At 66.1% G+C, this 13,169-nt stretch carries 10 protein-coding genes and 1 pseudogene; all 11 read left to right on the top strand.

Going from position 1 to position 13,169, the window contains the following annotated elements; genetic code table 11:
- Window positions 1–48: 48 nt before the first annotated feature.
- The gene (locus EEJ42_RS02255) at window positions 49–513 is read left to right on the top strand and encodes a roadblock/LC7 domain-containing protein (RefSeq protein ID WP_123098353.1); all 465 of its coding nucleotides are present in this window, start codon (window positions 49–51) and stop codon (window positions 511–513) included.
- Between the two features lie 97 nt (window positions 514–610).
- Window positions 611–880 carry a DUF742 domain-containing protein gene (locus EEJ42_RS02250; protein WP_246095972.1) on the top strand — a complete coding sequence of 90 codons (270 nt, stop codon included), beginning with the start codon at window positions 611–613 and terminating at the stop codon, window positions 878–880.
- Window positions 861–1,478, top strand: coding sequence for a GTP-binding protein (locus EEJ42_RS02245; protein WP_123098351.1), 618 nt, complete (start codon window positions 861–863; stop codon window positions 1,476–1,478). The genes EEJ42_RS02250 and EEJ42_RS02245 overlap by 20 nt, the downstream gene beginning before the upstream one ends.
- Window positions 1,475–2,005 (top strand): GAF domain-containing protein, encoded by a 531-nt coding sequence (locus EEJ42_RS02240; RefSeq protein ID WP_123098350.1) that lies wholly within the window; start codon window positions 1,475–1,477, stop codon window positions 2,003–2,005. Before EEJ42_RS02245 ends, EEJ42_RS02240 begins: the two co-directional genes overlap by 4 nt.
- Before the next feature lie 58 nt (window positions 2,006–2,063).
- On the top strand, window positions 2,064–3,299 hold the full coding sequence (locus EEJ42_RS02235; protein WP_123098349.1) for an acyl-CoA dehydrogenase family protein: 1,236 nt from the start codon (window positions 2,064–2,066) through the stop codon (window positions 3,297–3,299).
- A 224-nt stretch (window positions 3,300–3,523) separates the two neighbouring features.
- Window positions 3,524–4,840 (top strand): tetratricopeptide repeat protein, encoded by a 1,317-nt coding sequence (locus EEJ42_RS02230; protein WP_148081824.1) that lies wholly within the window; start codon window positions 3,524–3,526, stop codon window positions 4,838–4,840.
- Between the two features lie 433 nt (window positions 4,841–5,273).
- A complete protein-coding gene (locus tag EEJ42_RS02225) occupies window positions 5,274–6,005 on the top strand; it encodes a helix-turn-helix domain-containing protein (RefSeq protein ID WP_123098347.1) in 732 nt (243 codons plus the stop codon).
- A gap of 167 nt (window positions 6,006–6,172) precedes the next feature.
- Window positions 6,173–7,426 carry a tetratricopeptide repeat protein gene (locus EEJ42_RS02220; protein WP_123098346.1) on the top strand — a complete coding sequence of 418 codons (1,254 nt, stop codon included), beginning with the start codon at window positions 6,173–6,175 and terminating at the stop codon, window positions 7,424–7,426.
- 108 nt (window positions 7,427–7,534) lie between these two features.
- A complete protein-coding gene (locus tag EEJ42_RS02215; protein WP_123098345.1) occupies window positions 7,535–8,464 on the top strand; it encodes a hypothetical protein in 930 nt (309 codons plus the stop codon).
- Between the two features lie 948 nt (window positions 8,465–9,412).
- Window positions 9,413–11,926 carry a DEAD/DEAH box helicase gene (locus EEJ42_RS02210; RefSeq protein WP_148081823.1) on the top strand — a complete coding sequence of 838 codons (2,514 nt, stop codon included), beginning with the start codon at window positions 9,413–9,415 and terminating at the stop codon, window positions 11,924–11,926.
- Between the two features lie 976 nt (window positions 11,927–12,902).
- Window positions 12,903–13,025: pseudogene (locus tag EEJ42_RS54430) on the top strand (helix-turn-helix domain-containing protein); the annotation flags it as partial.
- Between the last annotated feature and the right edge of the window lie 144 nt (window positions 13,026–13,169).

Here is a 13,169-nt window from a genome sequence, read left to right as displayed (position 1 = left end):
TCCGCCCACCCACATCCCTGACTAAACATCCCCGACCAGGAGAAACCCATGCAGACCGACGGCTCCCCCGCCACCGGCCAGTCAGCTGCGCGCGACAAGCTCAGCGCACTGCTCACCAAGCTCCTCAACACGGTTCCCGGCACCAACCGGGCCCTCCTTGCTGCCGGTGACGGACTGAAGCTGGCATGGACCGAGCAGCCGGACGCCGACGCCGACGCCTTCGCGGCCGCCGTCGTCGGGCTGTACTCGCTCGGACGGCAGGTGTTCAAGGACAACCCCCTGGGCGGCATCCGCCAAATCATCGTCGAACACGACGGCGGCCACCTCTTCGTGATGAGCGCGGGCGTGGATTTCACCCACGCCAATGCCGTAAACACGGTCCTGGCCGTCAAGGCCGCACCAGACGCGGACGCCGGGCAGGTCGGCTACGAGATGGACGCCTTCATCAGGGGCCTGGACGAGCATCTGGTCGTGGAAGCCCGGCCCAACGCATTCTCCGGGCCGGGGCTGTGACGTGACTTCCGGCAGCGGATGGGCCAACAGCTCCCTAGGGGACGTTCGCCCCTACACGATCACCAGGGGCCGCACCCGCTCGAAGCACCCGCTGCGCATGACTACTTGCCTCATCACCCGTCCCACCGCCCACCAGGCGACCCCGCTGAGCCATGAGGGCGAGGAGCTGCTGCTGCACTGCAGCGGCGCGCCCCGCTCCGTCGCCGAACTCGCGGCCCTGCTCCACCAGCCCGTCCAGGTCATGAAAGTCCTGATCGGAGACCTCCTCGACTGCGAGGCGCTGGAACTGACCAACCCCGACGGCCCCGCCGCTGATGGCAACGTACCGATACTGGAGGCACTGCTTGATGGCCTACGCAAGCTCTGAACCTGTGGGCGCGGCGGTCCCCACGCTGGAGCTGAAGATCGTGGTGGCTGGCGGCTTCGGCGTTGGCAAGACCACGATGGTCGCCACGCTCAGCGAGATCAAACCGCTGACCACCGAGGAAGTCCTGACCGACGCCGGACGGGGCATCGACGATCTCAGCGCAGTGGAGAACAAGACCACCACCACCGTGGCCATGGACTTCGGCCGGATCACCTTCCACGACCCGCGACGCCCCATGATCCTCTTTCTGTTCGGCGCGCCCGGACAGGAGCGGTTCTGGTTCACCTGGCCCGACCTGTCTTACGGAGCCGTCGGCGTGGTCGTCCTCGCAGACACCCGGCGTCTGGAGGACTCCTTCGCCGCTGTCAACTACTTCGAGCAGAAGCAGACGCCCTTCGTCGTCGCCGTCAACGAATTCGACGGCGCCGCCTACCGCTACAGCCCCGACGAGGTACGCCAGGCCCTCGAACTCACACCGCAGACTCCTGTGATCACCTGCGATGTCCGCCAGCGCACATCTGCCAGAGACGTTCTGATCGCACTTGTCGAGCACAGCCTCAAGCGCCGCCGCCTCGCGACATCCGGAGCCCTCACATGACCTTCCCCGCCACCCCACACCCCAGCCCCGACGCACAGCAGGCCAATCGCGATGACGTACTGCGGTCCCTTGGCCTGACCGGCGCCGACCCAGATCTCGACGCCTTCGCCACGCAACTGGCCCAGGACGCTGACGCCCCCTACGCCATGGTCAACATCTTCGGAGCCGAGCAGCAGTTCTTCGGGCTGCACACCCCCGGCACCGAGAGCGACCTGCCCACGGTCGGCCGCAGCATGCCCCTCGAACACGGCTTCTGCCCCGAAGTCGTGGACCGCAAGAAGGCCCTGGTCCTGCCCGACGTGTTCTCCTCCCCGCGGTTCGCGGGCAACGCCGTCGTCGACCTGATCGGGATCCGCACCTACGCCGGCGCTCCCCTTCTCCACCGCGGCACGGTGCTGGGCACCGTGTGCTTCGTGGGCCCCGAGCAGCGGGACCTGAGCACCGGCCGTGGCTCCCTCGCGCTCATCAAGCAGCACCGCGACAACGTTATGCACTTCCTCCACCAGCGCGCCGGTATTCAACCCTAGCCACTGACACACGCAGTAGGTAAGAGACAGCGGAGTGCGTGAACGGGGAGGAAACTCGATGTCCACCTCACACCTGACAGCCCAACACGAACACCTGCGTGAGCAGGTAAGGACGTTTGCTGAAGCTGAAGTCGTTCCACGCGTGGCGCAGATGGAATCCTCCATGTCCGTCGACCATGAGCTCCCTACCCTGATTGCCCAACAGGGGTGGGTGGGTGCGACCGTCCCTACCGCATACGGAGGAATGGCCGCAGATGAGGGTCCGGTTGGCGAAGACTGCCCTGCCGCGGACGGAGGATTGGCCGCTGGCCACCTCGCCAAAACGATCATCATTGAGGAGCTGGGTCGCGCTTGCGGCGCCATGGCGGCCATGGTCCAGGCGTCCCAGCTCGGCACCGCCAAGATCATCTATAGCGGGAACGACGAGCAGAAAAACACCTGGCTGCCGCAGATCGCCGCCGGAACCTGCCTGCCCACCATCGCGGTGACCGAGAAAGTCTCTGGCAGTCACGTCCTTGGCATGCAGTCCTCCGCGCGGCGGAAAGGCCGCGGGTACGTCCTCAACGGCCGCAAGGTCTTCGTGGGCAACAGCCACATCGGCCATCTCCACGGCGTCGTCATGCGCACAGGCGAGGGGTCGAGAGGGCTGTCGGCCTTCCTCGTCGAAGCCGACCGCCGTGGCGTCACCGTTGCTCCGCACCAGCCATCCCTGGGGCTTCACGGCTTCAGCCTCGGCGAGGTGATCTTCGACAACTGCCACATCCCGGCCGCCAACCTGATCGGGGAAGAAGGAGACGGTCTAAACGTCGCCTACTCCTCCAGCGTCCTGTACGGCCGACCCAACCTCGCCGCGGTATCGCTGGGCATTCACCAGTCAATCCTGGACGAAACCATACAGTTCGTGAAACAGCGCAAGCGGTACGGCGGCTCATTGTCCGAACTCCCCACCATTCAACAGAAGCTGGGGTTGATGCAGTCCCGGCTTATCACCGCACGCACCATGGTCTACGAGGCCGTGCACCTCCTGGACCGCGGTGCCGCCTGCGACGCGGAGCTGATGAACAGCAAGTACATCAGCGTGGAAGCGACTATCGACTCCGCCCGCGCGGCCATGGAAATTCACGCCGCGGACGGCTTGCGCACGGACCGCCCGCTCCAACGCCTCGTCCGCGACGCCTTCCACACCTGGGCACCCGCCGGCACTGGCGACGTCCAACTCCACCGCCTCGCAGAAGAGGCCCTGGGGGCATCCCAAGGCCAGTGGTCCCAACGCCTTGCACGGTCCGCCGTGTAGCCCGCGCCAAGCCCGGAACACAAACGCACTACCTCCCTGACCAGAACCCATCCCCCTCCCGAAAACGTGGACGACATGCCCTCCACTCCCGCCGCCGTGTACAGCTGCACAGACCCCACCCACTGCTGGCCGCCCCTGGCCGACACCCGAGCTTCCGGCCATCCCGCAGTCACAACGGCACCGCACACCCGATCGCTCGCGCCGCTGGACGCGCGATGATCTCCGTGGCCAAGACGATCGAAAGACGCTATCGCCAATTGGCTCCTGGCCAGGCAGAGGCATATCGAGTGCTGGCCCTCCTTCCCGGCGCCTACATCAGCCCCGTTGGGCTCGCAGTTGCTCTGCGTGTCAGCCCGGACACGGCGGTGGACCGGCTGGCCTCACTCGAAGCCGTCGAGCTGGTCCAGAGGGTCGGGGATCGGTGGAGGCTGCCGGATCCGTACAGAGCACACGCCCTGACCCGCTCCCACGAACTAGCTCATGACCCGATCACGGTATTGACCCGCTATCTCGAACACCGGTTCATCGTGAGTTGCAGCGCCGCCACGCAGCTATCGCCCCAGCACCGCACGCTCCCGGTGACACTCACCGACCCCCACGCCATCAGCCTTCCGGCACCCGTGACCGGACCAACCAGCGCTCTGGTATGGCTGGCCCGTGAACAGGACACCCTCATCCATGACATTCCCGCCGCTGCCGAAGCGGGCCTGCACGCCCTGACTGCGGGCCTGACCCAGGCGATCTACCCGGCAATCGAACTGCTGCCCCCCAAGGCAGCGGTCGCCATCCACCGGACCGGCCTGGCCTCCGCGCAACTGTGCGGTGAGGCGATCGCAGAGCGTGAGATACACATCTCCCTGGCGGCCGCACTGCGCAGGCACGGCAACCTGGACGAGGCGATAGCACATGCCGACCGCGCGCTCCACAACGCTAAACGCGCCGGAGACCTGGCCGGGCGGGCGAGGGCTGCCCAAGAGCTCGGAGCCAGTCAGCTCGAGCTCAGGGCCATCCGCCCTACGGGGCCTGACAGCGACTCGGCGGAGACCCTCCTGTCATCCGCGCTCGCCTGGCATAAACAGAACGATGACAGCAACGGCACCAGCGCCTGTCATCTCTGGCTCGGCATCGCCGCCTTTCGGGACGGCCTCCTACACAGGGCGCTGGGGCATTTCGAACTCGCGCTGTGGCACACGCGGCACCCGCTCGCCGTTGCCCGGGCCCAGGTCTGGCTTGGCCGCGGGCGCTTGAAACTCGGCGAGCACACGGTGGCCTATCGCCATCTCCAACAGGCGGCGAGCACCTACGAGATCGCTGGTCTCCACGACACCCAGGCATCCATTCTGAAGTTGCGCGAGACAGCGTTGGGTGCCTGTCCCAAGTGTCCCGAGCGGTCCGCTCCGCTGGCCAGGCCGCCCCTCAAGAGAACTTCGTTGGCTCCGCCCCACCGCAGACCGCCCGACGCATACACGAGCCTGCCAGCTTCCTATCACCGCATCAGCCCGCACGCGCCACGACGACCTCCATCCCCTGAAGAACCGTGACGATGGCTCTCCCCTCGCAAAACGATGCGGCCCTCCGCCCGGCGCCGGCATACGCCAAACGGTCGTTCCATCCCCATCCCTGCCGCGAATCTTGAGGACAACCGAAAGCCGCCTGCCTGTCCCGACATCTGGGTCTGTCGCTGAAAGCCCGCAGCCCCGCGGGGCTGCGAATGGACGGTCCGCGCAGCGGCTGAGCTTGCCCGAATGCCTCGGCCGTACGCGCCCATGACGGATGTGGGGATCTACTCGAACGCTGGCCCAACCTCGCACCCGACGCCGCGGCACCGCGCGCAGCCAACGGGCGGATGAACACCGACCCAGCCTGCCGCTGCGTCTGCGCCCACCGGCCACGTACGGCGCTCAGTAAAAAACCGGGCGGCACGAGGTGCCTAGGCCGGTCCAACCCGTACTCGATCAGGGAGCACCAACCGTTATGAACTGCGTTCACTCCGCCGCCGATACGCCGAGCAACGTCGGTGTGCTGGACAAGGGAGCAGCGCTGATTGGCGCACTGGCGCAAGGGCCCATGACCATCCCCGAACTGGTTTCCCACACCGGGCTGACACGGCCTACAGCGCACCGGCTGCTCGACGCGCTGCAGCATGAAGGGCTGGTTGATACAGATGAGTCGGGCCGGTTCGCTCTGGGCCGGAGGATTGTTCAACTGGCAACGGCCGGTTTCTGGAACCAGCAGGCGGCCACTTCAGACTGGGTCCTGAGTGAGCTGCAGGAACTGCGGCGAATGACCGGGGCGAGCACGGCGCGCGTATACCGCCGCCGCGGTGAGGCATGTGTGTGCGTGGCGGTATCCAGCGTCCGCCCCGATTCTGTGACAGGGGACCTCAAACCCATGCGGCGAGCCTCCGACCCGGTCATACAAATATTCCTTGCATGGCAACACGCCGAGGACCAGAGAGCTGCTCACGGGGACAAGGCCAACGCGACCGCCCAAATCCAAAGCCTGGCACAAGACAAGAACGGATTCACCTCGCTGGCGGGGCCCATCTACGACCAGTTCGGTGACCTTGCGGCCGTGCTATCACTCACCGGCCCCACATCCCATATGAAACGCCCCCTCATGAGCTGGCATAGAGCTCTGGCAGCCACCACACAGCGGATGACCAGCAGCGTGATCACGACGTACACCACAGAGCACCTCGACTAGGTTTCCACTCCATTCATGCCGCATTCCGTTCGTACCCCGGTGCCCCGTTGAAGCAGCACCGCCGCAACCGGGCGCACCGCGATGCCTCCGCCCCAGTTTCACGGTCCGGTCCTGGACCGGACCGGCCCCTTGGCCACCCACGCTCAAACTCTCCCGAAGGACTGCCATTGACAGCTCTTGACGACCTCTACCGGAGGTTTCCGGACTCCGTGTCGCGCCTATACCGACGGTTGGGGTTCCTGCCGACCCCCGTCGTGACATCGCACACCGCCGCCGTTGTCCTTGACGTCGCCCGGGATGTCGCCACCCAGAATCTCGAGCTCCTGGTCAGAGCCAACGTCCTCAAGCAGACCAGGCCCGGCTTCGACTTCTACCGCTTTTCGCCGTACGTACACAACCACCCCCGCGAGGTCGGCGAGGAAGATGAACCCGAGCAGGAGCAGGAGGCACCGCGCCGAGTCCTGGACTGGTACCTGGCCACCGCAGCCCGTGCCCGCGAGCAACTCACTGACCAAACCCTCGGCTACGCCCACACAGTGGCACCGAGTCAGGACCTGGTGCCCCAGTTCACCTCGCTCTCTGGAGCCCTGACCTGGCAAAGCGACCACCAGGAGAACTTGCAACGCGTCATCGAGGACGCCGCCGCCCACGGCTGGCACCAGGCCACCTGGCAGCTGGTGGACGCCAATGCCCCAGGGCTTCACAGACTATGCCGCTTCCGCCTGTCGACCACTCTCCACGAACTCGGCCTGTATAGCGCGCAACGGATCGGAACCCAGCAGGGCGTGTGCCGGATGCTCAGCTCCGGGGCCGAGGCCCTGGCCCATACCGGCGAGATCGACCGGGCGCTCGACTGGTACCGCAGCCTGGGCGAGGCAGCACGCGCAGCTGGTGACGTCTTCGCCGAAGGACGGCACCAGCTCGGTTTGGCAGTCTGTCACCGTCAGGCAGGCGACCTGGAGGCCGCCGAATCCTGCCTTGCCGATGTGCTAGAGCTATGGGGAGGGCACGAACACCGCCACGAGCAGCCACGGGCCCTTGCCGAACTCGGCCGCATCTTCCTCCTTCACGGCGACTGGCGACAGGCCCTCGCCATTCTCGAAGCGGCCCGCCACAACTTCCTGACCCTTGCGGATGCGCACGGAGTGGCGAAGACACTGACACTGACTGGCCTGGGCCATTCCATGGCTGGCAACCACGCCGCAGCACAGGCCGAATTTCACCACGCCATGGGAATATTCCGAGACTACGAAGATGTCTACTGGCAAACCCTGACGCGGGAATTCCTCGCCAAGTCCGCAGACGACGACGGCGATGACCAAACTGCTGCCCACCACCGCGAGCAAGCGCAGAAAAACTATCCGCTCTGCGGCCTCACGCCCGCTCCCACCGTCCACGACCGCCTCAGGCACGCGCCATAGCACGCCTCGAGCGCACCATATCCGTCGCCCCAAGGCAAGTCCCACCAGGAAAAATCCAACGCCTTTTCGGTGTGACCTCGACCCAATTGACCACTCAGAAATGCGTACGTGATCATGTTTTCTCTTCATTCCCATGCTGGCACCCAGCCCGCAACGGTCGCGCCGGTCAAGACCCGCTCGTTCTGCGCCGACCATCCCGCCTGGACCCACACTCCCTCCAGGTACCCGTACAACCGGTACTGCTACCGGCTGTTCGCCGGCGAGCAGGATACGAAGTGGCTGGCCACGTGGGGCGACGGTGTGCTCGATGTGCAGCCCCTTGCCGGGTACACCGCGGATGCCGACCTCCCGGAGATAACCCATACTGATCTATCCCGTCTGCTCGGCGACGCACCGATAGGCCTTGTGCGGTCGCTCGCCTCGCTGGGGACGGTCATACGGGTCTCCACACCTTCTCTGTGGGAGGCACTGTCGGCGCAGGTCATCATGCAGGACATGCTGGTGACGGCCGGACGGGACAGCTACCGCCAATGGTGTCGGCTGTACGGCGCTTACTGGTCGACACCACGCGGTCCTCTCTACACCGCCCCGGACGCCGGGTTCGTCCTCGGTCTGCCGGACCGCAGATTTACGGATGCCGGTATCGGCCAGGCTACGGCTCTAGCGCTGCGCGCGGCCGCGGCCGCGTACCTGGAACAGGCCGACAACTGGGTGCGGTTCACTGGCGAACAGCTCGTCGCAGCCTTGCGGCGAATCCGCGGCGTCACGCTGTGGACCGCGGCAGCCGCTGCGGTCGACTACACCGGTGACGGCTCGTGCTATCCCCTGGAAAGCGCTCTCGACTACTGGGCCAGCCAGGCAGCCGTCAGCGGCCACACCCGCACACGCTCGCTGTGCGAGGCGGTGAAGGCGTGGGCTTGGTCACCGGAACGGCGGCACGCCCTGACGCTGGCCATCCTCACACGGAGCCACACATCGCCCGCGGCATTTCACCGCTCATCCTCCGCGCACGTCGCCGTCACCCCTGTCCTGTCCTGATGGCTCAGCCCACCTGCCATCCATAACTACTAAATCCGACCTGTATGACTGAAAAATTACGAATGAGGGATACCTCCGTGGCAGTGGACCGCGCCTCCCGGCAGCAGGCTCGCCAGATGAGGCTGCACGCCCTGCGCGAAGGCACCTTTGACGTCATCCGTGTCACCGGCGATGCTGGCCACCGTGCCCTCAACGGCCTTCTCCAACTCCAGGCGCAGCACACCGAGATCGCTGTCGGCCCTGTCTGCAGAAGGACGCCTGGCACCCTGGATTTCATCGTCCGGCTCGGCACAGCCCGCCGATGGGTAATCTGGGCGGCCTCATCTCCGGGCAGGCACCAGGGCTGCCCCGTCGTTGAGCCGTGGATGTTCCCGGATCCGAGGACGGGCGACCGCGCATGGCTTGTGAAGCCCAACGGCCTTTTCACCCGGCGGCTGGTTCCTGTGGCAGGCCCTTTCCTGGGCCAGCGGAACATCTGGTACTACGAGGCGGGCGCCCCGGTCTCACTACGAGGACCAGGCCTTCGGCCCGAGTCAGCGGTACGGGGAACACCCTCTTGGCCGCCTGGCGGATCTGGCCGCGTTCGCGGGTCTCGCCCTGGCAGGAGATTCCGACACCAACGCCCTGGCCGGGGACGGCACGGCGGACTGGTGCCGTCCAGCCGCCGTCGTGGCAGGAGCCGCCGCATGAACCTCCAGAAGTCCGCCCTTGGAGTCAGGGCCTGCGGTACGGAACGGCGAGCCACCGGCGCGGAACGCCTGCGTTCACTGCGTCTGGCGATCGAGGCCATCGGTGAACTGACTGTCGTGTACGGGCTGACGAAGAAGACACCCGTAGTCGTCCATCCAGGCATCCATCCTGAAGCTGCGCGAGACAGTATCTCGGGACTGTCCCAAGTGTCCCGAACGGTCCGCTCCGCTGGCCACACCGCCTCTCAAGAAGACCTCGTTGACTCCGCCCGACAGCCATCGCACGCAACCCGAAGCGCCATTGCCAGCACGCGGTCCAGAAGCCGCCGAGCGTGATCACGACCGCATCGCACGCGGCATGGAAGCCGCGTCCAGAGTGGACTCGCCGGTTCCTGTCCTGTCCGATCCTCGATCACTCGAAGAAGAGGTCTTCGTGCTCAATCCCGTAAGCGACCGTGCTGAGAGCAGCCTGATTCGATTGTGGCCGCACCAGGAAGAAACGGTCGTAGCGGCCACAAGGACGTTCGGCACCTCGGCGCGGACCACCGCTGTGATGGCCTGCGGTCTCGGCAAGACCCGGGTCGGCTGCGAGGTCGCCCATGAGATAGCCCGGCACGGCCGGATTCTGATCGTGGCGCCCACCATCGACCTGGTCGGGCAGACTCTGCACGCCTGGGAGAACCATCGAGGCGGCACAGAACTGGGCCGGGTGGTCGCTGTGTGCTCGGACGACGATGCGCTCGTCGACCACGATGGGCGCCACCTGAACGTAAATCAGACGCTTGTCACCACCGATCCGCAGCAGGTGGCCGAGTTCACGGTGAGAGCCGGTCGGGTGACGGTGGCCAGTACCTATCAGAGCTTGCCGGTGCTGGCCACCGCGCACGCCGAGGCTGGCCTGCCACCGTGGGACCTGGTCATCGTGGATGAGGCGCACCGGGCAGCCGGCCGGGCGGACAAGGCGTGGGCGATGGTCCATGACGATGCCGTGCTGCCTGCACAGCGACGGTTGTACCTGACCGCGACGCCCCGGATCGTCGCTGGTGGGGACCTGACGGTGAGCATGGACAACGAGAAGGTCTTCGGCCCCATCTGCCACGAGGTCCCCTTCTCCCGCGGTATCGAACTGGGACTGCTCGCCGATTACCGCCTGATCGTCGCCGTGGTGACCGACGAGGAGATGCGGGCGCTTGCAGAGGGGCAGCAAACGCACTTCCGTGTCGGCGCCTCCGGCTTGTCCGGCGGGATGCTGGCGCGGCAGATTGCCGTGCTGCGGGCAGCCCATGAGCACGGCATCCGAAAGATGATCACTTATCACCATCTGGTGGACGACGCTCGCTGGTTCGCCGCGACCCTGCCCCGTACGGCGGCGGAAGTGCTCCCCGCGCACGAACGTCCCGTCGGAACGGTATGGGCTGGGCACGTCCACGGGGGCCAGCGAGCCGGCGAACGCCGGGCGGTGCTGGAACGGCTGCGCACCGGTACCGACGGCCTGACCGTCGTCGCCAACGCCCGCGTTCTGACCGAGGGAATCGACGTGCCCGCAGTGGACGGCGTCGCTTTCCTCAACCCCCGCGATTCTGTCATCGACATCATCCAGGCTCTCGGACGGGCCATGCGGACCGGCGGGCGGCGGGACAAGGTGGCCTCCATCATCGTCCCGGTCCTGGTAAAGGAGGGCACAGACCCACACGAGGCGCTGCTGGGCTCTCCGTTCGCACCGGTGCTGAGGGTGGCCCAGGCGTTGCGCGCTACAGACGACGCCTTGGGTAAGCGCCTGGACGCTGCACGCCGCAACCTCGGCGCCAGCGGAGACATGGACATGAACATCGGCAAGCGCGACGAGGCGCGGGGCGAGCTGCCCGAGTGGTTGAGCGTCACCGGTATCCCCGTCCCGCCTCAATTCGCGAAGGCGATCTCCGTGCGCATCGTCCGTTCCGCGAGCAGCTCCTGGGAAGAGAACATCGCGGCGTGCGCCCTCTACCGGCAGGAGCACGGTCACCTGACTCCGCCGCAGGGCTGGAGCACACCCCGCGGCCTACCGCTGTACAACTGGCTGGAGCACCAGAAGATCCGCTACCGGGATGGTGTGATAACCGAGCAGGAGATCGCGGAGCTGGAAGCACACGGCATGGTCTGGAACAGGCTCGACGCGCTCTGGGAACAGTTCGTCGCCGATCTGAAGGAGTTCCGCGACGAGTACGGGCACCTCGACGTCCCTCAGCACTACGTGAACGCACACGGTCGCAGACTCGGCACACAGGTCCAGACCCGCCGCATGACCTTCGATGAGTTGAGCGCCGAGCGCAGCGCCGAACTCCTGAACCTCGGCTTCGTCCCCAGAGTGCTCGATCACCGCTGGCACCGCTACTTCAACGCGTGGCTGGCCTATAAGCAGCAGCACGGTGACCCCATCGTTCCCCGCGGCTACGTCACCGACGACGGACTCAAGCTCGGGCAGTGGCGGATCAGCCAACTCAAGCGGTACCGGGCCGGCACGATGCCCGCAGAACGTGCCCGCCTGGTCGCTCAGCACCGGATGCACCACAACGGGCCCGAAGTGCATCGGCAACGGCACCTGGAGGCGCTGCGGGACTTCCGCAACCGACACGGCCACGTCCGCGTCCCCTACAACCACGTCACCGACACCGGACTCAAGCTCGGCGAATGGCTCATCACTCAGAGAGGAAACCTGCGCAAGGGCAACCTGAAGCCCGAGCAGGCCAAGGAACTCGCCGAACTCGGCGTGCGCACCACGCGGGGTGGAACATGACCGGGCACGTAGCTGCAGAAGGTGTCCTCAGCGGCGAGACAGGCCGCCTCGTCGGCACTCGGCCACGAACACGGAGGTTCTACCCGCCCTCGAATCTCGCTGCGGCCGCGTAAGCATACCTCCCCGGATCGGGAGGCGTGGTGTCCGTCCTGAGGAGCGATCTCGACCTGTTCAACCGAGTTTGGACACGAATTGACCTGCTCCCAACACTCCACGGCCTCGACCACCCCGCGGATCGGCTACGTCGCCTCACCGAATAGCCCATCGCCTGCTGAAACACGAACTCTTCGCCCCATCGCTACGGGTTCGTGGGCGCACGACCAAGCACTAAAACGAGAGAGATTGAGGCAAATGAGCGAGCAACCGAAAAGGGCTCTGGGCATGCTGAGTCCTGACGAGGCCTACGTGCTGCTGACCCTCGGCTCGCTGCCTCATCTCCCCGATCTCCACAGCGTTGATGTCGCGGTAGCATGCGAGCTCCCCCACGAGGAAGTCGAGCGTCATCTGGAGGCGTTGGCGCGGGCGGAGGCGATCGGGAGGAAATGCCCGGCAACGGACGACTCCCTCCGCTACTGCCTGTCGGTGGACCAGCACCGCGACGCCCGATGCCTGGCTCGTACGGTGCACGGGTGGAGCACAGAGGCCCTGGAGAGGCTCGTGCGCTACTACTTGGCTTGTGCCATGACGGCCCGCACACTGCTCTCGCCGAGCCATCCCGGCCTGCCAGGCGAGGACACCTGTCCATCCTCGACTCAACCCCCCTTTCCTGCGGACCACTCGGATGCTGCATTCGCCTGGCTCCAAGAGCGTCGGGCGAACCTTATGACCGTAGTTCGAGACGTTCACGCCTCCGGCTGGAGAGACACTGCCCGTCTGTTGACCGCACTCGAGCAGTTGGGGCGCCTCGCCCCCGAGTGAGAGCGACAACAGCGGCAAGCTCCGAGCACCGCCAGACGCCACCTATACCAGGCGTACCCGAATCACCAGTGAGGGGCACGAAAGACTCGGCCCGGACCTGAAAAGGAAATACGACGACGGGGCATCGATTCGCGCCCTGCCAGAAGAAGCCCAGCGCTCGAGCGGCTTCATACACCGGCTGGACGGACCATAGCCGCTGTGTCAGCCGGCAAAGCTCAGGGCGGCGCGCTCGCCGCAATCTGACATCGCAGCGCCCGCCCGGGCTGAGGGACAGTGGCCCGGGCGGGCGCTGGGGCGGGCGCCGTCACCGTCACCCGCGCTCGTG

This window comes from Streptomyces botrytidirepellens (assembly GCF_003721215.1).
GTDB lineage: Bacteria > Actinomycetota > Actinomycetes > Streptomycetales > Streptomycetaceae > Streptomyces > Streptomyces himastatinicus.
This window is presented reverse-complemented; position numbering and strand designations above follow the sequence as displayed.

What these genes read in the sequence shown, in the direction of transcription:
- EEJ42_RS02255 (WP_123098353.1), top strand. Translation starts at nt 49, where the DNA reads ATGCAGACCGACGGCTCCCCCGCCACCGGCCAGTCAGCTGCGCGCGAC.
- EEJ42_RS02250 (WP_246095972.1), top strand. Translation starts at nt 611, where the DNA reads ATGACTACTTGCCTCATCACCCGTCCCACCGCCCACCAGGCGACCCCG.
- EEJ42_RS02245 (WP_123098351.1), top strand. Translation starts at nt 861, where the DNA reads ATGGCCTACGCAAGCTCTGAACCTGTGGGCGCGGCGGTCCCCACGCTG.
- EEJ42_RS02240 (WP_123098350.1), top strand. Translation starts at nt 1,475, where the DNA reads ATGACCTTCCCCGCCACCCCACACCCCAGCCCCGACGCACAGCAGGCC.
- EEJ42_RS02235 (WP_123098349.1), top strand. Translation starts at nt 2,064, where the DNA reads ATGTCCACCTCACACCTGACAGCCCAACACGAACACCTGCGTGAGCAG.
- EEJ42_RS02225 (WP_123098347.1), top strand. Translation starts at nt 5,274, where the DNA reads ATGAACTGCGTTCACTCCGCCGCCGATACGCCGAGCAACGTCGGTGTG.